This window comes from Carboxylicivirga litoralis (assembly GCF_025499605.1).
GTDB lineage: Bacteria > Bacteroidota > Bacteroidia > Bacteroidales > Marinilabiliaceae > Carboxylicivirga > Carboxylicivirga litoralis.
The window spans coordinates 184,933-210,217 of the sequence record NZ_JAFMVC010000007.1 but is presented as its reverse complement, the minus strand read 5'-3'; the positions used below and the strand labels follow the sequence as shown (position 1 = coordinate 210,217).

Here is a 25,285-nt window from a genome sequence, read left to right as displayed (position 1 = left end):
CAAGTTCAAAATATCTTTTTGCAATGCTTTACTACTTGAAAACTAATGATGCAACATTGCTTTTCAATGCCACAAGTAATGATTATTACGATACTGAGCATTTTATTGAGCAGTTAGAAGATGATATTGCAAAAGAAGAAAGGTATTTTATATTGCATCAAAATCAATTTTCCAAACAGAAAATTTCTGAATTGCTTGAACACAAATATGATTTAATGGAAATTCTACCAATAATTATCACAAATTTATTTGTTCATAATTCAGAAATAAAGGAATATTCAAAATTACTAAATTCAATTAAAGCTTATTTGAGCGATAAGAAAACCTCTTATGAAATTCTTCGTGTGTTTTTAGTTGATAATGACATTAACGAACATTTTGCATCTTATGTATTGAAATCTGCCAAACAGAATATTTTGGGATTAGGAAAAGAGAGTAGTACAAATGACTATGTAAACCTAGGTCTAAATGATTTCATACTTAAGAATAAACATCTAGGTAGTTTTGATTTACGAGACGAAATACACAACTATATTAGGCTATCAGTTCATCAACAAAGAAAAATTGATTTTTCAAGTATTTCAATGTTTTGGACAAAGTATTACAATCGTAAGGATTATTCGTTCTTAAATATTGGGACTGCATTAAAAATATTTGAAAACAAGAATTTTATAGAAGTTGAAGACTCTTGCAAATTAATAAAATCAATACAAGATATTTCAGAGAAAGGACACAGGTATCTTTTCAATGATTATATACAGCAACATTCTGCTGAGATAATTGAGTTTCTGCACAAGAATTTCGATTTTAAAGATTTACTGATTCAATGGTTAGATTTGCCGCCAAACTACATAAATGTCTTTCCTGATTTCATTTTTCAAAACGAGTTAAAAGATAGATTATTCTATCATCGCACTAACAAAGAAATCGAATTTAAGGAACTTGAGAACGTTTTAAAATCAGATAGGTTAGAGGAATTGAAGTATGTTTTAAACCTCTGGAAGTATAAAGTTCGAATTCCAAATAACCATATATCCAAAGACTGGTTGCTTTCGGAAAAAATTGAAATTATAGAATATACAGAAGAAGAGAATAAATACAAAAAAAATAGTCAAGAGCATTTTAATCAAGGTATTTTGACAATTGAGGATAAAGGCTTCATCTTAAAGAATAAGTTGAAAAGTTATGAAGTTGCTGGTTTTACAGATGGTTGGTATTCTGTATTTTCAGATTTAGAGATTTACGAATTGTTTGAACCAAATTCTGTAGTTGACAATATACAAAAGATACTATATAATGCAATTTTAGGAAAAGTGAGAGGTATTAATTCATATTGTCTATTGTATTATTTACCCGGCAATATTCCAAAACTAATAGACAACTTTAATGTAGATATTGAATATAGTCAGCTATTTGAAAGTTTCAAATATTATATTGATATGTCATTGTTTGATTTAAAGTATAACTACGATTAAATAGGATAAAGTAAAATAGTATAGTAAAGGGGAAGACTTGAATACTAGGGTTATACATCATGTATTCTATTTGCATATTCAGAGGTCCTTCGCGTCTCTGAAAATTTAATTAAGTTAGGGACATAGCATCAAACTATGCCCCAGGTAATTCTTATAAGTCTATAGTCAATTGCGATAGTTCTTTTTTCAAATTATCAGGATTAATTTGGATTAATTTGTTTTTAACTAATACAATAGGATATTTCAGTGTCATAGTATTGTTTTTACACCAAGGTAGCTCACCCCATCTTTTAATTATTTCAGTTCGTAAGCAGGACAGATATGTAGCGCGACCACTGGTCCATCCTTTACCTAAGGTTTCCCAATTAAAATTGTTGACAATTTCCAAGTCTGACATATTTGAGACCCTTTCAGCATACCTCTTTTCTAAATTGTTGTTCATTGTGTTAATTTTTAAAAGTTATTAATCATTAACACCAAGAATAGGAAGGGAATGTACATTTTTTGGCCAGCCGACCCACATCCTAAAACCACCGTGGTGTACAACCCGGTTGGTATCTCTTACGAGATTCTTGATGATAATTCAAAAGTAGCTAATAAGATTAAAGATTCCTATTTGTGTTAAAAATAAGCTATAATCAACTAAAGAAGAAATAAAATACTATTTTGCGCCCATTCATTATTCAATCAAATATTCACAACATGAAAAATAAATGTTATGATTTAATTTAAATAAATGAATAATGAAAATTACTACAGAAACTATTAAAAGAGCCTCTGAAGGCAATTTACAAGAACTTCAGAGCATCAAATCACATCTTATTGAACTAATCAACTCTAATAAAACATTAGAAAAACCCTTATCTGTCAACGATGTCTTAAATAGGGAAGTAAATCGCATAACCTCTATTGCTGTTGATTTTCTACCAGATAATAAAATAAGGCTATTCAAAATTAAGCTAAAAAAAATATCTCAGGAAAGCCTAAGTTCTCAATATGAAGAGCCTTATACAACGACAGCAATAAAAGTAAAGCGCAGCAAACACAAAGAGTTCTCAATTCTTTGCAAAACAAATGACCTTAAAGTTCAAGAAGAACTAGAAAAACTCATGGACAGATTTATTGCTCAATACAAATACTATTGAAAGACTAAAATGTTATTCACTTTCTTTGGAGAATAGCGGAATAGAACCGTTGACTTTTTTACCATCAATCTGGGGAGTTTCTCAACTGAATATGCTAATTGATATGCGGGAGTAACAATATCTGAGGTTGTTGCAATGTTGTGTAACAAATGTGTAACAAGTATAAAAAGAAAAAGGTTAGCTACTTTAGCTAACCTTCTCATTTTCAATCGTCGGGATGACAGGATTTGAACCTGCGACCCCTGGTCCCCCAGACCAGTGCGCTAACCGGGCTGCGCCACATCCCGCAATTTATAGATGCAAATTTAGTCAAAAACAGTTCTCTAGCAATCGAAGGCATTTAAAAAAGTTAAAAAAGATTGAGTGTTGGTAATTACTGTTCCTAATATTTAGGCGATTATAGATGAATTTATATTTTTGCTTCTACACATTACACATCAACCTAAATGCAACACCAGGTTAACGACATTGAATTAATTAAAGGAATAGAGCGAGGTGACGAGGCAGCTTTTCAGGAGTTGTTTCTTAAGTATTATGCCCAATTAGTTGTTTTTGCCCGTAAAGTGGTTGTTGATGACGACTTGGCCCGAGAGTTAGTGCAAGATGTAATTGTTAATTTCTACGAGAAACGAGGAGAAATTAAAATTCATTCATCACTTAAAGCTCATTTGTATCAATCGGTTCGGAACAGATGTTTGAACCAGATCAAACACAGCCAGATTCGTCGCGACCACCATGCTAACATTTACTTATCACAAAAAAACACCGAGGCTTATGTTGATGATAAATTAGAGGAAACGGAGCTTGAACAGAAAATTTTCTCAATTATTCAGACTTTACCAGCTCAGTGTAAGAAGATATTTGAAATGAGTCGCTTCGAAGGAGTTACTAATCAGGAAATAGCCGACAAGCTTGAATTATCAAAGCGAACTGTTGAAACGCAAATCAGTAAAGCCTTAAAAGTTTTGCGTACTAATCTGGCCGGATATCTTGATGTGTGGGCATTTATACTGTGGTTGTTTTTTAATAATTAAAAAAAAGGAAAAATAGATACGTGTGGAGTTAAAGTGGTTTGTCATATATTACGACACGAAGTACTTGTAACCTTTAAAGGATATAAAAATGGAATTCGTTTTTCAAATTTTAGCCGATCTGATATCACCTGTAGATGAGAAACAAGTGAAATCAGAAACTAACCAAATGACCGAAAATAAAAAAGAAGAAAGTCAGGCCGAAAAAACAGTGGAAACTACCACTGAAGAGCCTAATATTTTTGGGATGATGGATTTTCATTAAGAAAGATAGCCAGGTTGTAAATTAACTGGTTTTGATGAAAAAAGAAATACATGAAAGAAAAGATTAATATAGACGAACTGATTGTTAAACATCTGACCGATGATGTGTTGCCTGAAGAAAAGGTAACGCTTGAAGAGTGGGTGAAACAATCGGACGATAATGCCAGTTACTTTGAACAAATGGAAAAAGTCTGGGAGCGTTCAGAGGGACTTAAGGCTTTTCGTTGTGTTAATGTGATGGGCGATTTTGAACAGTTTAAAGCTAGAGTTGGCATGAAGTCAAAAGTAGTTAAGCTATCGTCCCGTCGTTCATTGATGCGGATCGCTGCAGTGATGGTGCCGGCAATAATGTTTGTCGCGGCTTATTCGCTTTATCAAAATGTTCCTGGTTTCGGTAAGTGGGAAGCTTTTTCTACAAGCAATAGGGTTGAAAGTATTGTTTTAGCTGATGCTTCTGAGGTTTCGCTAAATAAAAATAGTAACCTTATATACGAAAAAGGCCTTTCCGGTAAAGAAAGAAGCTTAAGATTAGAGGGTGAAGGTTACTTTAAAGTGGCAAAAAATCCAGAGAAACCATTTGTCGTTAAGGTTGGTAATGCTCAGGTAAAAGTTTTAGGTACTGAGTTTAATCTTGAAGAAGACAAAAATAGTAACATGGTTATGTTGGCTGTAACAGAAGGTCGTGTATTGTTTTCTTCTGGTGATAAGGCAGTTAAGGTCGTTGCGGGCGAGCGTGCTGTTTATGACAATGGAAACATCACTAAACAAGCTTTGACATCATCTAATTGTATAGCTTGGAAAACGGGGCAGATTGTATTTGATAAAGCCTCTTTGGATGAAGTTGTTGAAACAATCGTTGATCATTTTAATGAGGTTTCTGTGGTTGAAAACTCGTCAAAAAATACAGAGTTACACATTACTACACGCTTCAATAATCCTACATTAGAAGATGTGTTAGTGGAATTAAGAATTCATTTCATGAAAAAATTTGAGATTAATGATAACAAATTGATCATCTCTGATTAATTTCGGAGTTGATTAGTTTTTATGCCAATAATCTTAAACCATACATATAAAAGCACACTATTTGTTTTGCTCATTCTACTGGTACACACCGGACTGAATGGGCAAAATATTTTATATGAATATATTGAGTTACCTGCCTCAACAGGGTCTACTGAGTTCTTCTTATCTGAAATTGAAGAACAAACAGGAATTGTTTTTAGTTACAGCAATCAATTATGCTTTAAAGATAAAATAGTGCTGCCCAGGCAACAAGGGTATGTGCGTGAAATCCTTGATGTTCTATTTGCCAGTTGTCCATCCAATTATATTGTGCGCGGTCAGAAAATTATTATTCAACCCTATGAGGGAGAGCCTCAAAAGGTTGTTGTTAAGGGCTATGTGCTCGATAAATATACCAAAGAAGCTTTAATTCAAGCGAATGTTTACGAGTCAGATTTATTGCTTGGTACGGTTAGTAATAATTTCGGATTCTTTAGTATTACACTTCCAATAGGCTTTACGCATCTTAGTAGTTCGTATGTTGGTTATAAAAATCATCATCACTACGTTCAGTTAAATCAGGATACAACTTTATATTTTTGGATGGAGCCTAAAGATGAGCTCGAAGAGATTGCGGTTGTTGGTGAACGAGTGCCTGGAAAAGTTAAAAGCACACGTACTGGCACTATTGATGTGCCAATTGAGCAAATTAAAAAAGTGCCGGTTTTTCTTGGCGAAGTTGATATTGTCAAAAGTATTCAGCTTTTACCGGGCATTCAAAGTGGAGGTGAAGGTTTTAGTGAGTTGTATGTTAGAGGAGGTGGGCCAGATCAGAATTTAGTTTTAATGGATGATATTCCTATCTATAACTCCAGTCATTTACTGGGTTTTTTCTCAATATTTAATGCTGATGCGGTTAATAATGTACGCGTAATTAAAGGAGGTTTCCCGGCACGTTATGGTGGACGTTTATCGTCTGTAGTAGATATACGAATGTACGATGGCAATAATGAAGAGTTTAAGGGGACTGCAAGTGTAGGGTTGTTGTCTAGTCGCCTGGCGGTTGAGGGCCCTCTTATTAAAGACAAGTCATCTTTTTCTGTCTCTTTCAGGCGTACTTATTTTGACATTCTAACAAGTGTTTGGCAGCTCAACGAAGCTGATAAAAGTCGTTATTATTTCTACGATTTTAATACCAAATTAAATTACAAGTTATCATCAAAAGATAGGTTGTATTTTAGTGCTTACATGGGAAAAGACCGATATGGAATTTCGTATAATGAGCAAACAATAGATATAGAAAATCCTGAAGTACCCAATGCAACGCGTAAAATATATGATGAAAATGATGTTGGATGGCGTAATTATGTTGGAGCCGTAAGATGGAATCATATTTTTGGTGATAAAGTATTTGCCAATACAACTTTGTCATATAGTGATTATCGTTTCTTTATCGACCAATCATTAAATTACGTGTCAGATGGTGTATTGAGCCAGGGAAGCCAGGAGTACTATAGTGGTATACGTGATTGGAGTGCAAAAATAGATGTGGATTATCTGCCATCGCCAAAACATTACATTCGTTTTGGAGGCTCGGCCATCAACCATATTTTTTATCCTGGTATTGATGTGCAGCTAAGAGAAATTTCAGGGGGAGCACCTGTAGATACAACTTTTGGAGGAACTGAAATGTATCGGGCTGAGTATCGCTTTTACGTGGAGGATGATTTTCACCTGCTACCGCGTTTGAAGCTCAATATTGGAGGTCATTTTTCTTTGTTTCAAACGGAAAGTGATAAGTATTATTGGTCTGCAGAGCCCCGTTTGTCAGCGAGGTTTTTACTTAAGGATAACTTGTCCGTGAAAGCTGCTTATAGCCAGATGACTCAATATATGCACCTGTTGCGAACCTCAACTGTGGCTATGCCAACCGATATGTGGTTGCCAGTATCTAAGAATATTGCGCCCATGCGAGCCACCCAATCGGCACTTGGCTTTGAATATGAGATTAATAAAGGTTTTAATTTGTCGCTGGAATTTTACTATAAAGAGCTGACGAATATTTTGGCTTATAAAGAGACAGCTGGTTATTTCGATTTTGCATCAGATTGGCAAAGTAAACTGACAGCTGGAGATGGTGAGTCGTATGGTTTTGAACTGTTGTTACATCGTAAAATGGGCAATCTGTCCGGTTGGTTTGGTTATACCTATTCAAAATCAACCAATCAGTTCGATGAATTGAATAACGGTCGTGAATTTCCGGCCAATTTCGATCGTACGCACGATATATCTATTTATGCGACCTATAAGTTTTCTGAAAAAGTTGACATGGGTGTTACGTGGGCGTTCGGTACAGGTAATCCTATTACTCTGCCCGAAACAAAGTATTATTCACCGCAATTGCCAACTGCCGAAACACCTAATAATACTTCGTATAATCAGTATATTAACGAGCGTAATAGTTACCGAATGCCTAATTTTCATCGACTCGACCTGGGATTTAACTTTAAGAAGAAGAAAAGTTGGGGGAGTCGTTTATGGAGTGTTGGTCTGATGAATACCTATGGACGACAGAATCCGTTTTTCTTGTATTTTGAAGATAGAGAGAATGAACAAACAGGAGAAACAGAGCGTTCGTTACGGCAGTTTAGTCTGTTTCCGATTCCGTTGCCATATGTAAGATATACCGTTAAGTTTTAAGCTGAAATGAGGAAGGTTGGATACATAATAATGATGACTTTGGCATTGCTTGCGTGCGAAAAGGATATTGAGTTAGAGCTCAATCAAAAGAGCGATAAGCTCATTATGTATGCATTTGTCTACCCGGATAGTGCTTTGAACCTGCATTTCAGCAAAAGTCAGAGTATACTGTCTGTGGCGGATTATCAGCAAGTTGAAAAAGGGCGCTTTCAGCTTTATATTAATGATAACTTCCAGGGAGCGTACATATTGCCTTCGGATACGGTTTGGAGCAAATGGCCTGAATTTTCGTTTGACAGTGGTGATGATATAAGGATTAATGCGTATGAGTTTAATGGTGATACGGTTAATGCTACCTCTTTTATTCCTAAAGTCATTCCGATAATTAAGACAGATACAGTATCGGTAAAGCAAAATGTTTCAGAAATAGGTGTTGTTGAAATGTTAAGGATGAAAATAACTTTTCAGGAACCTGTTGGTGAAAAAAATTACTACCAGACTTTAATCATCCGTGAGGGTTGGGGTGATATTGAAGGAACGCCATATTATACGCGAAAAACAATTGCATACGATAAAGATGATTTGGTGTTTACAGGAGACCAGAGTGGAAGCCTGTTGCCCGGTATTGATTTTCAGGGGTTGTTTACCGATGATATTATCAACGGTAAAAAATACGAACTGGGTATAAACATTCCAAAGGATAACTTGTTTTTCGATTATTACGAAGATAAAGTGAAGATTACAATTTATCTCTATCATCACACATATGATTACTATAGTTATTTTCGTTCCACAATTTTGGCCGATGGCTATGAGGGATTTTATGAAGGATTACCGGTATTTGAGCCAGTGAAAATACATAGTAATATTGAAAATGGATTAGGTTTGTTTTCAGGAATAAATTTCGACAGCGATTCGCTGGTTTTTACGAAGTAATGTTCTGCCATAGTGGGTATAAAGAAGGCTGACAAGCTTATGAGAATCAGGTCAACGTGCGTGTAAAATGTCATGCTTTTAAGTACGGCATATATTTTGATGTGACAGGTGAAAATTTGTAGTTTTACAACTTATTTAGAAATCTTAATACATATAATATGGCTCTTTTTGGAAAAATGGAGAACCTGGATGCTCCACAAAATGAAAATAAAGAAATGGGAGAAGTAGAGAAAATAAAAGTATTGATTATTGGTTCAGGGCCAGCTGGTTATACGGCAGCTATTTATGCTTCGCGTGCCAACCTTAGTCCTGTTATGTATGAAGGAATGCAGCCAGGGGGGCAGTTGACAACCACTACTGAAGTTGAAAACTTTCCAGGATATCCCAAAGGAACAACTGGTCCTGAAATGATGGAAGAGTTGAAGCAACAGGCAGTGCGTTTTGGTACTGATGTTCGTTTTGGAATGGCGACAGCAGCCGACCTAAGTCAGCGTCCGTTTAAAGTAACAATCGACGGTAACAAAGTAGTGGAAACGGAAGCTTTGATTATTGCAACAGGTGCAACTGCGAAATACCTGGGTTTACCTGATGAAACTAAATATGCTGGCTCTGGTGTTTCTGCATGTGCAACGTGTGACGGGTTTTTCTATCGCGGAAAAGACGTAGCTGTTGTAGGTGGTGGAGACACGGCCTTAGAAGAAGCAATGTATTTGGCAGGTTTGTGTAAGAAGGTGTACCTGATTGTACGTCGTGATGTATTCCGTGCCTCTAAGGTGATGCAGGAACGAGCATTAAAAACACCAAATATCGAAGTGCTTTGGAAGCACCAAACTAAAGGCTTATTTGGTAATGGTGTAGTTGAAGGGGCTACATTAGTTAAAAATATGGGAACTCCAGAGGAAGAAGAAGTGAAGATTTCTATCGATGGATTCTTCTTAGGAATTGGTCATAAGCCTAATTCTGACATTTTTGTAGATTACATTGATACCAATGATGTTGGTTATATTCAAACAATACCAGGTACTTCAAAAACAAATGTTCCAGGAGTATTTGCTTGTGGTGATGTTCAGGACGATCAATACCGTCAGGCCGTAACGGCGGCAGGTTCAGGTTGTATGGCCGCCATTGATACAGAGCGTTTTTTAGCCGAGCAGGAATAAATTATATTTTTGAAAATATAGTGAAGGGATGGCATCTGTCATCCCTTTTTTTGAACAAGAGGGTAAGGTTTTGAAAGTTATTCCACCTAAAAAATGACGAACAATGCATTTTTGATGGTGAATTTTGCTTAAAATATTCTAGATTTGTATGATGTATTAAGAACAATAATTGATGGACGATATTTTTGGAAAAATAGGTACTAGCCAAACCTTAAGTCAAAAGATAGAAAGAAAAATAGAAGAAGCAATCAGGACAAAGAAGCTGATTGCCGGCACTAAACTCCCTTCGGAAAAGGAATTGTGCGAGAGTTTTGCAGTTAGTCGTACGGCTTTGCGCGAGGCACTACGTCGATTAAGTGCTCGTGGCTTAATTGAGATTAAGAAAGGTAGTGGAATGTATGTGTCAGAATTGAAGATTGAAGACGCTATTAAGTCTTTGAATCTTTATTATGATATGAAGTTTGATTCTAGCCTTATTCGACAAATAATTGAAGTAAGGCGAATTTTTGAACCAGAGATTGGTCGCTTGGCTGCTGTTAATCGCAGCGAAGAAGATTTAAAACTTTTGCAGGCTAATATTAAGGAGTTGGAAGGGTGTAATCCTGATAACACGCAGCTTGAAGTTGATTTGATTAACCGCTTTCATATGAATATGGCTAAGGCAACAGGTAATCCAATTGTAATTATTTCGATGGAGCCGATTTATTCGTTGCTGCCTCGAATGCGTAATATGATTTACGCCAATATAGAAGGGGAGAAAGAATATACCTTGCGTCTTCAAAAAGAGATTTATAAAGCAGTAACAGAAAAGGATAGTGAGAAATCTTATCAATATACTGTTGAATTGCTAGAGCGTAATATGGAAGTCTACGATAAGTACTTTAAAGAAGTTTAGAGTTCATTTAGATATAAAAAAAACGGGTTGTGATTTTATTCACAACCCGTTTTTGTAGATATTAACTTAAAACTAACCATTGTGCGCATCAATTGCTTTTTTAACAGAGCCATGCTTTAATAAAAGTTCTTTCGACTCCTCGTAAGTTAATTTGAGTTCTTCCATAATCATGCGAGAACCTCTGTCAACTAATTTTTTGTTGGTCAATTGCATGTTAACCATTCGATTACCTTTTACCCTGCCAAGTTTAATCATAATGGTAGTGGTAATCATATTCAGGATCATTTTTTGAGCTGTTCCAGCCTTTAAGCGTGTGCTGCCAGTCACAAACTCAGGTCCTACAATTGCTTCAATCGGAAATTCTGTTACGGCAGCTACTTTGCTGTTAGGATTACATGTGATGCAGCCTGTTAATAGACCATTTTTGCGCGCATGTTCAATTCCACCAATAACATATGGAGTCGTCCCCGATGCTGCAATGCCAATCACGGTATCCAGTTCATCAACTTTGTACTCTCCTAATTCATTCCAGGCTTTGTCTGCATCATCTTCAGCCGATTCAACAGCTTGACGTAATGCCCGGTCACCTCCGGCAATTAAGCCTATCACCATATTGTCAGGAACACCAAATGTTGGGGGCAGTTCCGATGCGTCAAGTACGCCCAGGCGTCCGCTGGTGCCAGCTCCAAGGTAAAATACACGACCACCTTGTTCCATGCGTGTAACAATGCGCTCAACCAGCTCTTTAATTTGTGGTAAAGCTTTTTGTATAGCGCTGTGAACATTGGCGTCTTCCTTATTAATATTCGTAATCAATTCTTCTACCGACATTTTTTCCAAATTGTCGAAATGCGAAGGAGATTCTGTTATGCTTAGTTTCTTGCTCTTATTTGCAGTCATACCTGTTAGTTTCCTGAGTTATGGTATTCAACAAGTCCTTGCATAGGAGCCTGACTTATTGTACCTAATTTCAAATGATGATTCTTTAATGCTGTTTCAAGCTGTGCTTTGAAGTGAAACGCAACACTACCTGTAAAATTAATGTCAAGTGCTTTGATGTTAGGGTATTGAAGTAGGTTTCTCTCAATGAACTCACCAAAAGCTTTGATAACTAAAGCCTCTAATTCTTTAATATGAATATTTTTAGATAAGAATTTAGAGTATTGCGCCATATATCGATTTGGAAAGGGTTTCTTATAAATATTATCTAAAATATTAGCTTGGTCGGTTTTGTATGTTTCAAAAAACAATTGCTTGGTTTCCTGGCTTAATTGATTTTTTAAAATATCACTGACCAGTTTTTTCCCAAGTACAGCACCACTGCCTTCATCGCCTATAATAAAACCGAGTGGTGAAACATTGTGTGTTACAGTTTTTCCGTCATACCGACACGAGTTAGAGCCTGTGCCTAGTATACAAGCCACACCTGTCTGGGTCTGGCATAATGAGCGTGCTGCACCAGTCAGGTCGCTGTCGACAGTTATATTATCGATGTCAAAAAACTCAGCAAGTGCTTTTTTGACGATATTGTTCTTTTCTTCATTGGCGCATCCGGCACCATAAAAGTGAATTTCTTGAGGCTTCGTATTATTTAATGTATATTCCTCCTTTAGATTTTGCAGTATGTCGGTTGAGGTTTGGTAAAACGGATTAATGCCTTTTGTAATGCATTTACCAATGATGCTACCATTTGAGGTAAGGCACCATTCTGTTTTTGTCGATCCGCTATCTGCAATTAGTATCATGATGTATTTGTATGATATGTGTTAAAAGGTTTAATCTCTCTTTGTAATAAGCTGTAATTAAGCTTGTGTTAATTAAATTATAGAGCTAGTTATTGCTTATTACGCTACAAATGTATAAATAAATTAGACATATTTCAAAATAATACGTAAGATGTATGACAAAAATTTGAATCTTGTGAAAAACTTCCTATTTTTGAACCATCATTAAAAAAATCCTATTGTGTTTTATATGAATACAGCTAAGTTAAATATTCTTTTTGTACTAGTAGTTGTTCTGTTAGGTTCGACTATCGGTAATGCTCAGAATTCTCTTAGGTCATTAAAAAACAATGATCTAAATGAGTTTATTCAGAATTGGAACAATCCATTAAACGAATGGGAGCATGTTGGTAAAATTCGCGTGGATTCTTTTTTAATTGATGAACAACAGAAGGTACTTACCTATTACTTTAATAAACCACTCTCTTATATTCCATGGCGTGAAAATAGGGTGAAAAGCTTTATTAATAGTATAAAGGAAGTTCAACCAGATAGTTTATCTGATTATAAAATGAAGGTATTTGCTAATGGATATGAACTGTCTTCATTAGTGCCAAATATATATAATACAACTGTGGGTATTGATAGCAGTCGTCTATCGACAAGCAATAGTGTGCAGCATATTACACGTTCGGATCAGGCGTTCTATCCAAAGGGCTTAAGTGGAAATCATTTGGCCTTGTGGCATAGTCATGGCTGGTACTACGAATCGAAGCTTGATAGGTGGGAGTGGCAACGCGCTCGTTTATATGGCTCTGTAGAGGATATCTCGCCAATGGTTTATGTATTGCCCTATATAGCACCAATGTTAGAAAATGCCGGTGCACTAACTTATATTCCGCGCGAACGTTGTTTTAATACCAATGAGATTATTATAGATAATGATAGGTCAACTGATGGTTCAAAGTTGGTGCTTAAGAAGAAGCTACACACCAGTTCGGATATTGGTTTTGGTTTAAAGGATACGCTTTTTGTTGGCGATAATCCTTTTTTGCATGGAACATCGCTGATGGTGAATGATGCCAAAGGAAAAGTAGTGGACTATATTCCTGTAATTCCAATGAAAGGGCAGTATGCTGTATATATTTCATACCAACAGAACGACGGTAATTCTAATAAAGTAACATACACTATTAATCACAGTGGTGGAGCAACGTCTTACGAAGTCAACCAACAGCTTGGAGGTGGGACATGGGTTTACCTTGGCTCCTTTGATTTCAATAAAGGGAAAGACGCAAGTATTGAAGTCTCAGGCCGTGGGCAAATTTCCATAGATGCGATTAAAATAGGTGGAGGTATGGGTAATGTGGCTCGTCGTCCTTCAGATGAGATTATGCCTAATCAATGGTCTTTAAACTATACAGGTGTTAAAAAGAAAGAGGCAATTGCGGTTAATCCTGAGGAATTTGCATGGAAAACGTCACAACGACCACGTTTTATGGAAGCTGGTCGCTACTGGTTGCAATATGCTGGCATGCCTGATACCTTAGTGTATAGTTTGAATAAAGAAAAGAATGATTATAATGATGATTATCAGAGCAGGGGCGAGTGGGTTGATTACCTGATGGGGGCGCCAAACGGACCAACAAACAGCAGAGATGTAAGCGGACTAAAGATACCTGTTGATTTAGCTTTTGCCTTCCATACTGATGCAGGTGTTACGCCCAATGATTCGGTAATTGGCACATTGGGTATTTATAGTGCAGAACGAGATAATGGTGTGTTTCCCAATGGGCAATCGAAGCTGGCTAGTCGCGATTTAACCGATGTTATTCAAACGCAGATTGTCAATGATGTTCGTGCCTTATATAATGAGGAATGGACGCGTCGAGGTATGTGGGATAAGCAATATTCAGAAGCATGGCGGCCAAATGTGCCAACTATGTTGTTGGAGTTATTATCACATCAGAATCTTGCTGACATGAAGTTTGGACTCGATCCCCACTTTCGTTTCGATGTGAGTCGTGCCATTTATAAGGGCATCCTGAAGTTTCAGGCTTTCCAGGAAGGACGTGATTATGTGGTGCAGCCTTTACCGGTTGATCATTTAGCTTTGACCGAAACGAGCAAAGGTTTTCAGTTAAGTTGGCAACCAGTGCTTGATTCATTAGAAGCAACTGCTGTTCCCGTAAGATATAAAGTATACACACGCATTGGGAGTAATGGTTTTGATAACGGAACTGTTGTGGATGGTACGACTTATGAGTTGCCTAAAATTAAAAAAAGGCAGATACTAAGTTTTAAAGTAACGGCTCTTAACGATGGTGGAGAAAGCTTTGCCAGTGAAGTCTTGTCAATTGGAATTGCTTCAAAGAAGGCAGAAAAGGTGTTAGTGGTGAATGCTTTTGATCGCATAAGCGCACCGGCCTTTGTTGATGAAGGTAATTTTGCTGGTATGGCCTGGTGGGATGATCAAGGTGTGCCTGATAAGTATGAGTATGCTTACACGGGGCATCAGTATGACTTTAACCGACAATCGCCCTGGATAGATGATGATAGCCCGGGCTGGGGTGCCAGTTATGCTACCGATGAAGGTCAAATCATAAAAGGTAATAGTCGTGACAATGTTATTATTCATGGGCAATCTATTTTAAAAGCCGGTTATTCATTTATTTCGGTTAGTGATGAAGTATTTGAATCACCTGAGTTCGATGCATCTTCTTACAAGGCTGTTGATATTATACTTGGAGAAGAAAAGACAACGACATCCTATAAAGGAAAGGCTCCAAAGTATAAAATTTACACGCCTGCCTTTATGGGTAAGGTGATGCAATTGACAGTTAATAAGCAGCATGTGTTTATGAGTGGAGCTTATGTGGGTTCTGATATTAAACTAAACAATGATACACTTGCCAATGATTTTGCCGCCGATGTTCTGCGATTTAAGTGGCGCACTAATCATGCAGTTAAAAATGGAAACGTTTATTCTACTGATTATGCTGCTCCTATTTTTATAGGGCAGGTTGAATTTAATACGGAACATAGCCCGGTGTTTTATACAGTTGAAGCTCCTGATGGGATTGAACCTGTTGGAATTAATGCGGTAACTGCTTTTCGTTACAACGAAAACAATGTGAGCGCCGGAACGCTGTACAATGGAGAGTACAAAACTGTCATATTGGGTTTTCCGTTTGAGACAGTGATGAGTGAAAAAGAGCGGGATGAATTGATGAAGCAGGTTCTGAAGTTCTTTTATGAAAAATGAGAAAAATACCCCGCAGATGTCGCAGATTAGCGCAGAACGTTTTTTTGAAAGAATCAGCGGATGTCAGCGCAATCAGTGGGAACCAAGAAATAACATAAAGACTAAATCAAAATACAATGGGTGAAAAAATAACTTGTATTCTGCCTTATTCAAATAAGGAGGAATTGAAGCCAACAATTGAGGCGTTTCAAGCGGAGAAAGCAACGAACATAATTGTGGTTGCTAAAGAAGCAGTAGAGGTAGAAGGTGCAAAAGTAGTTGTGACTGAAGGAGGATTGGATGCAACACAAACCTGGAAAACACTTCTTGGCGAGATTTCTGGTGAGTTTGTGGTTGTTTATACCAAAGCAATGGCTTTAAATATTGGTATGAATGCCCTTGAGCGCATGGCACGCTGTTGTAATGATGCAGGGGCGGGAATGGTTTATGCCGATTATTACGAGCAAAAAGAAGGTAAATTATCTGCTCATCCTGTTATTGAATACCAGGAGGGTAGTTTACGTGATGACTTTAACTTTGGTTCTTTATTGCTTTATAAAGCCAATGCATTAAAAACAGCCGTTGAAGCAATGGATGCGGATTATAAGCATGCGGCATTGTATGATATACGTTTACGCGTATCGCAGAAAAATGAACTAATGCATCTGCCTGAGCTGTTATATACCGAGGTGGAAATGGATACACGTCAATCGGGCGAGAAAATGTTTGACTATGTTGATCCTCGTAACCGCGACCGTCAGATTGAAATGGAAGTGGCATGCACGGCTCACCTAAAGGCAGTTGGTGCTTACCTGAAGCCTGAGTTTACAAAAATTGAGTTTACAGAGTCTGATTTTCCGGTTGAAGCATCGGTGATTATTCCGGTTCGAAACCGCGAAAAAACCATTGGCGATGCCATCGAATCCGTATTGAAGCAGAAGACAGATTTTGCTTTTAACCTGATTATTGTGGATAACCACTCAAGCGATAAAACATCTGAAATTATCCGTTCATTCAACGATGAGCGATTGATTCATATTATCCCTGAGCGAGATGACTTGGGTATTGGTGGCTGCTGGAATGCTGCAGTAGCTGATGCGCGTTGTGGTAAATTTGCTATTCAGTTGGATAGTGATGATTTATACATTGATGAAACAGTGATTGAGCGCGTTGTTAAAGCCTTCTATGAGCAAAATTGTGCCATGGTAGTAGGTAGCTATCAAATGGTGAACTTTAAGTTGGAAGAGATTCCTCCGGGCTTAATTGATCACAAAGAATGGACGCCTGAAAACGGACGTAACAACGCCTTGCGTATTAACGGACTTGGGGCACCACGTGCATTCTACACTCCGGTATTGCGCGATGTAAAAGTGCCAAATACAAGCTATGGTGAAGATTATGCGCTTGGTTTGAATATCAGCCGTAACTTCCAGATTGGACGTATTTATGACCCACTATACCTGTGCCGTCGTTGGGATGATAACTCTGATGCTTCATTGGATATCAATAAGATGAATGCGCATAACTTCTACAAGGATAAAATCCGTACTATGGAGTTTAAAGCGCGTCAACAGTTAGTCAGTAGAAAATAGTGATTAGTCAGTAGTAAAAAGAAAGACAAAAGAGGAGAGAGATGAGAATAGCAGCGGTGTTACTGTTTGAATCTTATATTTTTACACCATGTAAATCATCTCACTACTCATATCTTTCTTAAAATACTTCGAACTAAATAATAACAAAGCTGTAAATAGCTATTAGCTAAAGGCTAGTTGCTATCAGCTAACATAAACCAAGCTGTAAATAATCCCGATAGCTATCGGGACTGGCAGCTATAAGCTAGTAGCTTATTATGAATATTTCTCTCAAAACCAAAAAACTAATACAAGGCCAGATTCAAAATTGGAGTCTGGCCACTACCAATTATGCAGGATTGCAAAAGGTAAAGAACAAAAGTGTAACGCTGCATGGAGGTGCAGAAGTAAAAGTTCAGTTTAATCCTGAGCGCATGCGCTCTTCGGCTGCTAAGGTAGATGCGAAGTCAATTCAGGAACGTCCTTGCTTCTTGTGCGAGAAGAATCGCCCTACTGAACAGGAAGGGATTAATGTCGATGATTATACTGTTTTAATTAATCCATTCCCAATTTTTCCGGAGCATCTTACAATTCCGCATCAAGAACATACACTGCAGCTGATAGAGCCCTATTTTCCTTCTATGCTAAAATTGGCTAAGGAGTTAAATGAATTTACACTGTTTTATAACGGGCCTAAGTGCGGTGCTTCGGCACCTGACCATTTTCATTTTCAGGCAGGAGTAAAAGGGTTTATGCCTGTTGAGGAAGATTTCAGAAAAGAAGCGTTTGCACACTTGTTTGAAGTGCAGGATAATGTGAAAATATATAACTGGAAAGGCTATCATCGTGGTGTTATCACATTTGCAGGTATTAATGCTGAGGCAATAGCAAGTCTGTTTAGAAATTTGCATGAATTATTATGGGCTAATCAGCAAGAGGAAGTTGAGCCGATGCTAAATGTACTGGCATACTATGAGAACGATGAATATGTGGTACATGTGTTTCCTCGTATTTTGCACCGTCCGTCATGTTATTTTGCTGAGGGTGATGAGCAAATTCTGATTAGTCCGGCTTCAGTTGATATGGGTGGCGTATTTATCACACCACGTCCGGAAGATTTTGAAAAAATAAGCGCCAATGATGTGGCCGATATTCTTAGTCAGGTCTGTATGGATGAAGATGATTGTTTGTTGCTTTTAAAGAAGCTATTAAAGAGTAACTAGAAATAATGAAATTCCCCCATCGCCTGAAGGCACTTCCCCCAAGGGAAGAGTTTGTGTCTGGTAATTATTCTCCCCTTGGGGAGATACCCAAAGGGAGGGGGAGTATCTGGAAGCTAAAAATACTGAGAGATAAACCCTAAAAAAAGTCTAACAGCGAAGCGGTCTAAAAAAATGAACTACTCCATTACCCAATATCAATCAAACGACTTATTACGATTAACGGCTTTTTTAAATGCCAGTTGGCAGTACGATAGCATTACAGAAGCTATTTTGCAAGAAAAGTTGGAAGGCGATCCGTACTGGATGCCGGAAGCTACATTTGTTTGCAAAGATGCTGAAGAAATTATTGGTTTTATGCAAGGTGTGATGCGTGATATTCGCGGTACGCGTTACGCATATATCAAGCTGATGGCGGTTGATGGTGCATATCGACGCCAGGGAATCGCATCTGCCCTATTTGATAAGTTGGAGACTATCTTTAGGGAGCGAGAAGCTGATGTGGTACGCATCTACGATGTGCCATTAAACTATTTTATGCCTGGTATTGATCCCCGTTATACACCAGCATTATGCTGGGCTATGCGAAAAGGATTCGAGCGCTTTGGTGATACATCAAACCTGTTGGTTGATTTAAACCAGGATTGGGATATGAGTGTTAAAGAGGCAGCACTTCAGGCAGATAATATTGAGGTGCGTCGTGCTAATCATGAGGATAAGCAAGCTATTCTTGATTTTATAAAACATGAATGGTTGCTGTGGAGTAATGAGGTGGAGATGGCTTTTAAAGACGATCAACCATCGATTCATATTGCCTTATTAAATGGAGAGGTAAAAGCTTTCTCGGCACACAATGCTAATAATAAAGGTACAGGCTGGTTTGGGCCGATGGGTACACATCCCGATTTGCGAGGTAAAGGTATGGGAGCCATCTTGTTAAAACGGTGCTTGCAAGATATGAAAGACATGGGCTTATCACATTCAATTATTCCATGGGTCGGTCCTATTGATTTTTACTCCTGGCACAGCAATGCTGTGGTTGACAGGGTGTTTTGGCGATATGAGAAGAAACTAAAGTAAAAGAGAAGAGAAGTGAGTGACGAGAAGTGATACGGTTTGTATCTTCTTTCAATTCTTTTTTCTCACAATAAATAAATTAAGCACTGTGCACTGCGCACTAATAACATTGTAACAACAGCTTCGGACTCCCAACGATAACTATCGTGGCATCGGAATTCGGACTAAAGAAAATATCATGGAAAAAATCCCGGTTATACATGTTGGTATTCAGTTTAAAGAGACCATTGAATTTACATTAGAAGGATCATACGTAACCACGGCAGGCATTAATCTGAATGGAAAATACAAGGCTGTCCGTGTCAATGGTGGTCTTGAGTTGAGTGATGGTAAAGAGAAAATTAATTTACCATCAGGCTCATTGCTAGAACCAGCGACTGCTAATGCTTTTTTTACGCTTCATGATGTAACCATTGGGATTAACTTCCACTGGGAACGCGACGAAGACCAATCGTTTAAAGGTGGTTTGAAGCTTCTGATTGAAAATGAAAAGATAACCGCGATAAATGTGCTGCCGGTTGAAGATTATTTGATGAGTGTGATTTCTTCGGAGATGAGTGCTACTTCGTCTTTGGAGTTATTAAAAGCTCATGCGGTCATTTCGCGCAGCTGGTTGCTGGCCCAGATTGAAAAGAATCAATCTATCCAAAAGGCGGATGATACTTATCAATCAGTGTTTGAGTCGGATGAGAAATTTATTAAATGGTACGACCGTGAAGATCATATCAACTTTGATGTGTGTGCCGATGATCATTGCCAGCGTTACCAAGGGATAACACGTTCGACCACTACTGAGGTGGAAGATGCTGTCCGTGCCACCTGGGGTGAAGTATTGATGAATGGGGATGCCATTTGTGATGCGCGTTTTTCGAAATGCTGCGGTGGAATGGTTGAGCAATTTGAAAATGTGTGGGAGCCGGTGAATCATCCTTACTTACAGGCCTTCGCTGATAATGATAAGAACCCTCAAGGTTTTGATATTAATCTAAAGAATGAGAGCAATGCTGAAAAGTGGATGCTGGGCAGTCCCGATGCATTCTGTAATACTGATAATAAGGAAGTATTGAGTCAGGTATTGAATGATTATGATCAGGAAACCAATGATTTCTACCGCTGGGAAGTGAAGTACACGCAGAAAGAAGTGAGCGAATTGGTGAAAAAACGTACGGGGTTCGATTTTGGGTTGATTAAGGATATGGTGCCTGTTGAGCGCGGTGATTCAGGTCGTTTGATTGAATTAAAGATTATTGGCGACAAAAAGACTTTAACTATAGGTAAAGAGTTGGAGATTCGAAAAGCCTTATCCGAATCGCACCTGTATAGCTCGGCTTTTATTGTTGAAAAATCGGAATTAAACGGTGAACTCAACTTTATACTAAAAGGTGCAGGTTGGGGGCACGGTGTTGGCCTTTGTCAAATAGGAGCTGCGGTTATGGGCGCTAAAGGTTACGATTATAATGCTATCTTAATGCATTATTTCAGAGGGGCAGAGTTAAAGAGAAAGTATTAAAGAAGGAAGACAGAAGATAGAAGACGCCTGTTTGTATGTAGACAGGGAAGTTGCTTCGGTCTTCAGTCATCAAATATATAACTATGAAACAAAAATCGCCTTGGGCCTGGGTGCCCACCTTATATTTTGCTGAAGGAATACCCTACGTGGTGGTGATGACCTTGGCAGTTATCATGTATAAGAAACTGGACATCTCCAACACCGATATTGCTTTGTATACATCATGGTTGTATCTGCCTTGGGTTATCAAGCCATTCTGGAGTCCGGTGGTTGACGTCATTAAAAGTAAACGTTGGTGGATTGTTACCATGCAGCTGCTGATTGGAGCAGGTTTAGCAGGTATTGCTTTTACCATTCCAACGAACTTCTTCTTTCAATCCACATTGGCTTTTTTCTGGTTGTTGGCTTTTAGTTCTGCTACGCATGACATTGCTGCCGACGGTTTTTATATGTTTGGAATGGATGAGAGTAAACAGGCTTATTTTATTGGAATTCGCAGTACTTTTTACCGTTTGTCAATGATAGCCGGACAGGGATTGTTGGTTTTTTTAGCTGGTCAATTAGAAGAAATGACTCTCTTTGGCAATGAAGGGCCAAGTGTTCCACTCGCCTGGTCATTAACTTTTTATATTATTACAGGCATGTTCCTGGTGTTTGCCCTCTATCATAAATTTGCATTGCCACATCCCGAAGAGGATAAAAACAAAGAAGTGAAGAGCTTAAGTGAAGTAATGAGCGATTTTGGTCATACTTTCTCTACGTTTTTCACTAAAAAAGATATTTGGGTGATAATGGGCATGTTGTTGACTTACCGTTTAGGTGAGTCGCAATTGGTAAAGATGGCATCGCCTTTTTTGTTAGATGGTCGCGATGTGGGAGGTTTAGGATTAACAACCAGCCAGGTAGGTATTGTGTATGGTACCATTGGTGTTATCTTTCTGACTATTGGAGGTATACTAGGCGGTTTAGTGGCCTCTCGTAAAGGTTTAAAATACTGGTTGTGGCCGATGGTAATTGCCATTAACCTGCCAAACCTTGTGTATGTGTATCTGTCTTATGTCTTGCCTGAATCATTTGTTTTAGTAAGTATCTCGGTTGCCATCGAGCAGTTTGGATACGGCTTTGGGTTTACAGCCTACATGTTGTATCAAATCTATGTTTCTGAAGGGGAGCACAAAACGGCTCATTTCGCTTTTTGTACCGGTTTGATGGCTTTAGGTATGATGGTGCCGGGAATGATTTCGGGCTGGATTCAGGAAATGATAGGTTATCAGCATTTCTTTATCTGGGTAATACTTTGTACAATTCCTAGTTTTATTATGGTGAAATTGATTAAGGTGGATCCAACTTTCGGAATTAAAAAGAAATAATCTCTTCCCTTTTTTGAAATTCTCCCCTTGGTGAGAAGCCCGGAGGGAGAGGGGTGTCAACTTTAAACTCGTCAACTCCTAAACTAAAACATATGTCAAAATCCAAACGATACCTGGCTCTTGATGTTCTTAGAGGCATTACCATCTCTGGAATGATTCTGGTGAATACACCAGGGAGTTGGTCATATATCTACCCACCATTGCGACATGCCGCCTGGCACGGTTGTACACCAACCGATTTGGTGTTTCCTTTCTTTTTGTTCGTCATGGGTGTTTCTATGTTTTTTTCCTTTGCCAAGTATGGAGATGGACTAAATCAATCGTCACTGTTGAAGATTGGAAAGCGTGGATTACTGATTTTTGCAATAGGTTTGTTTTTGAATTCATTTCCCCAGTGGCAAATGGATTTTTCTAAATTGCGCATTATGGGGGTATTGCAGCGAATTGCTGTAGTGTATGTGTTTAGCTCGCTTATTGTGTTGTCGTTTAAGCAACGAGGCGTAATCATAAGTAGCGTACTGCTGGTGCTTGTTCATTGGCTCGCTCTTAATTTATTGGGAGGTGAACAACCTTATTCGCTTGAGCAAAACGCGACCATTGCTTTTGATAAAGCTATTTTAGGCGAAAATCACCTATACAAAGGCTTTGGATTGCCTTTCGATCCTGAAGGTATTTTTAGCTCTCTCTCAGCCATTGCAACAGTATTGTCAGGCTACCTAGTTGGTTTGCTGATTAAAAACTCTGATAAAGCAAGGTTGCCGCTTAAGCTGGTAATGTACGGTGGTAGTTTGGTTGTTCTAGGGTGGTTATGGAGTTGGGTATTGCCATTAAACAAGCCGCTCTGGACAGGCTCGTATGTTGCCTATACTGCTGGTTTGGCCATGTTGTTATTGAGTTTATTAGTTTGGCTGGTGGATATCAAAGGGTATAAAAAGTGGACATCTTTCTTCGTGGTGTTCGGTATGAACCCTTTGTTTATTTTTGCTTTTTCCATCTTATGGATAAAGATCATAGCCCGACTCATTAAATTCAGTTTTATCAATGGCGATGCACCTGAAGTTATGAATGGTTATACTGCCTTGTACGAAAAGGTATTTGTACCAATTGCTGGTAATATGAATGGTTCCTTATTGTTTGCTTTGGTACACATCGTTTTCTTTTGGTTGATAGGCTGGGTATTGTACCGCAATAAGATATTTATAAAAGTTTAAGTACAAGCTTGTACTTTTGTGTTTGTGTGTATTATAATGTAAAGCCGGCCCTTGGGTTGGCTTTCTGTTTTATATTGCATGTGTAGGCTAATCGCCTTCAAAGACAATAAAAAATACCACCAAGTCACCAAGAATATAAAGATTTACTTCGTGTTCCTGGTGACTTGGTGGTGATAAAAAAGAGTTTATTTTAAATCAACTTTGTAGGCTTCTAAAAGTCAATTTAGTATTAACCCGAGTTCGATTTAAATTTCAGAATTCAGAGTGTCATAAAGAATTGATTTACAAGGCAAATTTTGCAGGGCTAGCGAGCTAGCTCGAAAAATTTAACGCTGTAAATTAATTTTTTATGATAAAGCATAGGTGCTTCACTTATAAACAGCGATTTTCTTCCCCAAAATTATTCAAAATAGCCCGCTATTCTTTCATAATTTTAGATTGAAACTCACTATTTATAAGCGATCTGAATCAGAAATTTTACGTCGAACTCGGGTTGTTATCTTCGATTAGTTGGCTAGTAAATAAAATACTTGCCTGCTATCTTTCTAAATTGAGGTATGTCTTTATACCACATCTTTTCAATGTCGGCCACTTGCCAGTTTTTAGTGAATTCTTTTCTTACTTTATCACTGCCACTTACTTTATCAAACATGCTAATGCGCGATTCTGAGCACAATTCAAATACATTGTGTTTCGGCCATAAAGCATAGGCTTCTTGCAAGATGTAAAACTGAATAAGCGATAATGGTGCTTTCATGTAATCGGTAAAGTGAACTTGCACACCATGAACCATTTTGCCCTTAGAAACACTGTAATAAGGTTTAAAATGCACAGGTCGGAATAGAATACCTTCAATTTTCAAAGCATTCAGGTTGTTGGCCAAGCTGTCTGCATCAATCCATTCGGCGGCAAATAGCTGGAATGGTAATGTATAGCCAACGCCAATGTTGTAGACATATAATTCGCCCAATATGCCGCTAACCGGATAAAAGTAGGATGAGTGCGCATGTGGGATATGTGGTGAAGAAGGAATCCATGGTAAGCCAGTTTCTTCAAAGGTCATGGTGCGTTGCCAACCGTCCATTTTAATAACTTCTAAATCACATTGCACACCATCTTTAAGTAGTTTTTCACCATTTAAAAGTTCTGCTAACTCTCCAACGGTCAAGCCGTGTACATATGGTATTGGGAATTGACTAACGAAAGAAATAAAATCAGGCTCGGTAATAACACCTTCCATTTTTAATCCGCCCAAAGGGTTCGGACGATCGAGTACCACCATTTTGATGTTGTTCTCAGCAGCAGCTTCCATGGCCAATCCAAGTGTACTAATATAAGTGTAAGAACGCGAACCGATATCCTGAATATCATAAACTAATACATCGACATCCTTTAACATCTCAGCACTCGGTTTTTTATTTTTGCCATAAAGGCTATAAACCGGGAGTTTCGTCTTAGGGTCGGTAAAAAATTCAACTTTATCGCCGGCCGAGTAGTCTCCGCGCACACCATGCTCTGGTCCGTATAAGGCTACTAATTCAATATTCGATGCTTCAAACAGTATATCAACTGTAGATTTTAATTCACTATTAACGCCCGTTGGGTTGGTAATAAGACCAACGCGTTTGCTATTCAGGGAGTTAAAATTGGATTTTTGTAATACTTCTATGCCAGTTTTAACTTTTTGAGCATGTATTAAAGTGTATGAAAAAATTAGTATGGCAAAAAAAACGGTTCGTCTCATGTT

Annotated in this window: 20 protein-coding genes, 1 tRNA gene and 1 riboswitch; of the genes, 16 read left to right on the top strand and 5 right to left on the bottom strand. The window is 38.0% G+C overall.

Annotated features, from left to right (window positions below; all coding sequences use genetic code 11):
• A partial coding sequence (locus J1N10_RS09375) for a hypothetical protein (protein ID WP_262326438.1) occupies positions 1-1,475 on the top strand: 1,475 nt, incomplete at its 5' end.
• Positions 1,476-1,626: 151 nt separating this feature from the next.
• On the opposite strand, the gene J1N10_RS09370 is transcribed toward J1N10_RS09375, so the two are convergent.
• On the bottom strand, positions 1,627-1,917 hold the full coding sequence (locus tag J1N10_RS09370; RefSeq protein WP_262326437.1) for a hypothetical protein: 291 nt from the start codon (positions 1,915-1,917) through the stop codon (positions 1,627-1,629).
• A gap of 48 nt (positions 1,918-1,965) precedes the next feature.
• Positions 1,966-2,059: riboswitch (SAM-I-IV-variant riboswitch) on the bottom strand.
• A 159-nt stretch (positions 2,060-2,218) separates the two neighbouring features.
• On the opposite strand from J1N10_RS09370, the gene J1N10_RS09365 reads away from it, so the two are divergent.
• The gene (locus tag J1N10_RS09365; RefSeq protein WP_262326436.1) at positions 2,219-2,620 is read left to right on the top strand and encodes a hypothetical protein; all 402 of its coding nucleotides are present in this window, start codon (positions 2,219-2,221) and stop codon (positions 2,618-2,620) included.
• A 212-nt stretch (positions 2,621-2,832) separates the two neighbouring features.
• Here J1N10_RS09365 and J1N10_RS09360 read toward each other — a convergent pair.
• Positions 2,833-2,907: transfer RNA gene (locus J1N10_RS09360), tRNA-Pro, on the bottom strand.
• A 159-nt stretch (positions 2,908-3,066) separates the two neighbouring features.
• Here J1N10_RS09360 and J1N10_RS09355 point away from each other — a divergent pair.
• The 7 genes from J1N10_RS09355 to J1N10_RS09325 all read left to right on the top strand — a co-directional run bounded on the left by J1N10_RS09355 (position 3,067) and on the right by J1N10_RS09325 (position 10,611).
• Positions 3,067-3,654, top strand: coding sequence for an RNA polymerase sigma-70 factor (locus J1N10_RS09355; RefSeq protein WP_262326435.1), 588 nt, complete (start codon positions 3,067-3,069; stop codon positions 3,652-3,654).
• An 88-nt stretch (positions 3,655-3,742) separates the two neighbouring features.
• Positions 3,743-3,916 carry a hypothetical protein gene (locus tag J1N10_RS09350; RefSeq protein ID WP_262326434.1) on the top strand — a complete coding sequence of 58 codons (174 nt, stop codon included), beginning with the start codon at positions 3,743-3,745 and terminating at the stop codon, positions 3,914-3,916.
• A 50-nt stretch (positions 3,917-3,966) separates the two neighbouring features.
• A complete protein-coding gene (locus tag J1N10_RS09345; RefSeq protein ID WP_262326433.1) occupies positions 3,967-4,941 on the top strand; it encodes a FecR family protein in 975 nt (324 codons plus the stop codon).
• A gap of 21 nt (positions 4,942-4,962) precedes the next feature.
• On the top strand, positions 4,963-7,620 hold the full coding sequence (locus tag J1N10_RS09340) for a TonB-dependent receptor (protein WP_262326432.1): 2,658 nt from the start codon (positions 4,963-4,965) through the stop codon (positions 7,618-7,620).
• 6 nt (positions 7,621-7,626) lie between these two features.
• Positions 7,627-8,556, top strand: coding sequence for a DUF4249 domain-containing protein (locus tag J1N10_RS09335; RefSeq protein ID WP_262326431.1), 930 nt, complete (start codon positions 7,627-7,629; stop codon positions 8,554-8,556).
• Between the two features lie 158 nt (positions 8,557-8,714).
• The gene (gene trxB, locus J1N10_RS09330) at positions 8,715-9,716 is read left to right on the top strand and encodes a thioredoxin-disulfide reductase (protein WP_262326430.1); all 1,002 of its coding nucleotides are present in this window, start codon (positions 8,715-8,717) and stop codon (positions 9,714-9,716) included.
• 172 nt (positions 9,717-9,888) lie between these two features.
• Positions 9,889-10,611 (top strand): FadR/GntR family transcriptional regulator, encoded by a 723-nt coding sequence (locus tag J1N10_RS09325; RefSeq protein ID WP_262326429.1) that lies wholly within the window; start codon positions 9,889-9,891, stop codon positions 10,609-10,611.
• A 72-nt stretch (positions 10,612-10,683) separates the two neighbouring features.
• Here the strand turns inward: J1N10_RS09325 and murQ are convergent, their stop codons facing one another.
• The gene (gene murQ, locus J1N10_RS09320) at positions 10,684-11,511 is read right to left on the bottom strand and encodes an N-acetylmuramic acid 6-phosphate etherase (protein ID WP_262326428.1); all 828 of its coding nucleotides are present in this window, start codon (positions 11,509-11,511) and stop codon (positions 10,684-10,686) included.
• Positions 11,512-11,516: 5 nt separating this feature from the next.
• A complete protein-coding gene (locus tag J1N10_RS09315) occupies positions 11,517-12,356 on the bottom strand; it encodes a BadF/BadG/BcrA/BcrD ATPase family protein (RefSeq protein WP_262326427.1) in 840 nt (279 codons plus the stop codon).
• 229 nt (positions 12,357-12,585) lie between these two features.
• On the opposite strand from J1N10_RS09315, the gene J1N10_RS09310 reads away from it, so the two are divergent.
• The 7 genes from J1N10_RS09310 to J1N10_RS09280 all read left to right on the top strand — a co-directional run bounded on the left by J1N10_RS09310 (position 12,586) and on the right by J1N10_RS09280 (position 23,538).
• Positions 12,586-15,600, top strand: coding sequence for a golvesin C-terminal-like domain-containing protein (locus tag J1N10_RS09310; RefSeq protein WP_262326426.1), 3,015 nt, complete (start codon positions 12,586-12,588; stop codon positions 15,598-15,600).
• 116 nt (positions 15,601-15,716) lie between these two features.
• Positions 15,717-17,171: a glycosyltransferase family 2 protein gene (locus J1N10_RS09305; protein ID WP_262326425.1), complete on the top strand. Its 1,455-nt coding sequence runs from the start codon at positions 15,717-15,719 to the stop codon at positions 17,169-17,171.
• 257 nt (positions 17,172-17,428) lie between these two features.
• A complete protein-coding gene (locus tag J1N10_RS09300; protein WP_262326424.1) occupies positions 17,429-18,373 on the top strand; it encodes a DUF4922 domain-containing protein in 945 nt (314 codons plus the stop codon).
• Positions 18,374-18,544: 171 nt separating this feature from the next.
• On the top strand, positions 18,545-19,450 hold the full coding sequence (locus J1N10_RS09295; RefSeq protein ID WP_262326423.1) for a GNAT family N-acetyltransferase: 906 nt from the start codon (positions 18,545-18,547) through the stop codon (positions 19,448-19,450).
• 175 nt (positions 19,451-19,625) lie between these two features.
• Positions 19,626-20,957: a SpoIID/LytB domain-containing protein gene (locus J1N10_RS09290; protein ID WP_262326422.1), complete on the top strand. Its 1,332-nt coding sequence runs from the start codon at positions 19,626-19,628 to the stop codon at positions 20,955-20,957.
• Positions 20,958-21,040: 83 nt separating this feature from the next.
• Entirely contained in the window at positions 21,041-22,327 is a 1,287-nt protein-coding gene (locus J1N10_RS09285) for an AmpG family muropeptide MFS transporter (protein ID WP_262326421.1), read from the top strand.
• A 92-nt stretch (positions 22,328-22,419) separates the two neighbouring features.
• Positions 22,420-23,538: an acyltransferase family protein gene (locus tag J1N10_RS09280; protein WP_262326420.1), complete on the top strand. Its 1,119-nt coding sequence runs from the start codon at positions 22,420-22,422 to the stop codon at positions 23,536-23,538.
• Between the two features lie 514 nt (positions 23,539-24,052).
• On the opposite strand, the gene J1N10_RS09275 is transcribed toward J1N10_RS09280, so the two are convergent.
• Positions 24,053-25,282: an exo-beta-N-acetylmuramidase NamZ family protein gene (locus J1N10_RS09275; protein ID WP_262326419.1), complete on the bottom strand. Its 1,230-nt coding sequence runs from the start codon at positions 25,280-25,282 to the stop codon at positions 24,053-24,055.
• Positions 25,283-25,285 lie beyond the last annotated feature (3 nt).

Coding starts and splice junctions, on each gene's coding strand:
- J1N10_RS09305 (WP_262326425.1), top strand. CDS start 15,717: ATGGGTGAAAAAATAACTTGTATTCTGCCTTATTCAAATAAGGAGGAA.
- J1N10_RS09325 (WP_262326429.1), top strand. CDS start 9,889: ATGGACGATATTTTTGGAAAAATAGGTACTAGCCAAACCTTAAGTCAA.
- J1N10_RS09315 (WP_262326427.1), bottom strand. CDS start 12,356: ATGATACTAATTGCAGATAGCGGATCGACAAAAACAGAATGGTGCCTT.
- J1N10_RS09290 (WP_262326422.1), top strand. CDS start 19,626: ATGGAAAAAATCCCGGTTATACATGTTGGTATTCAGTTTAAAGAGACC.
- J1N10_RS09365 (WP_262326436.1), top strand. CDS start 2,219: ATGAAAATTACTACAGAAACTATTAAAAGAGCCTCTGAAGGCAATTTA.
- J1N10_RS09310 (WP_262326426.1), top strand. CDS start 12,586: ATGAATACAGCTAAGTTAAATATTCTTTTTGTACTAGTAGTTGTTCTG.
- J1N10_RS09285 (WP_262326421.1), top strand. CDS start 21,041: ATGAAACAAAAATCGCCTTGGGCCTGGGTGCCCACCTTATATTTTGCT.
- J1N10_RS09295 (WP_262326423.1), top strand. CDS start 18,545: ATGAACTACTCCATTACCCAATATCAATCAAACGACTTATTACGATTA.
- J1N10_RS09355 (WP_262326435.1), top strand. CDS start 3,067: ATGCAACACCAGGTTAACGACATTGAATTAATTAAAGGAATAGAGCGA.
- murQ (WP_262326428.1), bottom strand. CDS start 11,511: ATGACTGCAAATAAGAGCAAGAAACTAAGCATAACAGAATCTCCTTCG.
- J1N10_RS09300 (WP_262326424.1), top strand. CDS start 17,429: ATGAATATTTCTCTCAAAACCAAAAAACTAATACAAGGCCAGATTCAA.
- J1N10_RS09345 (WP_262326433.1), top strand. CDS start 3,967: ATGAAAGAAAAGATTAATATAGACGAACTGATTGTTAAACATCTGACC.
- J1N10_RS09350 (WP_262326434.1), top strand. CDS start 3,743: ATGGAATTCGTTTTTCAAATTTTAGCCGATCTGATATCACCTGTAGAT.
- trxB (WP_262326430.1), top strand. CDS start 8,715: ATGGCTCTTTTTGGAAAAATGGAGAACCTGGATGCTCCACAAAATGAA.
- J1N10_RS09340 (WP_262326432.1), top strand. CDS start 4,963: ATGCCAATAATCTTAAACCATACATATAAAAGCACACTATTTGTTTTG.
- J1N10_RS09370 (WP_262326437.1), bottom strand. CDS start 1,917: ATGAACAACAATTTAGAAAAGAGGTATGCTGAAAGGGTCTCAAATATG.
- J1N10_RS09275 (WP_262326419.1), bottom strand. CDS start 25,282: ATGAGACGAACCGTTTTTTTTGCCATACTAATTTTTTCATACACTTTA.
- J1N10_RS09335 (WP_262326431.1), top strand. CDS start 7,627: ATGAGGAAGGTTGGATACATAATAATGATGACTTTGGCATTGCTTGCG.
- J1N10_RS09280 (WP_262326420.1), top strand. CDS start 22,420: ATGTCAAAATCCAAACGATACCTGGCTCTTGATGTTCTTAGAGGCATT.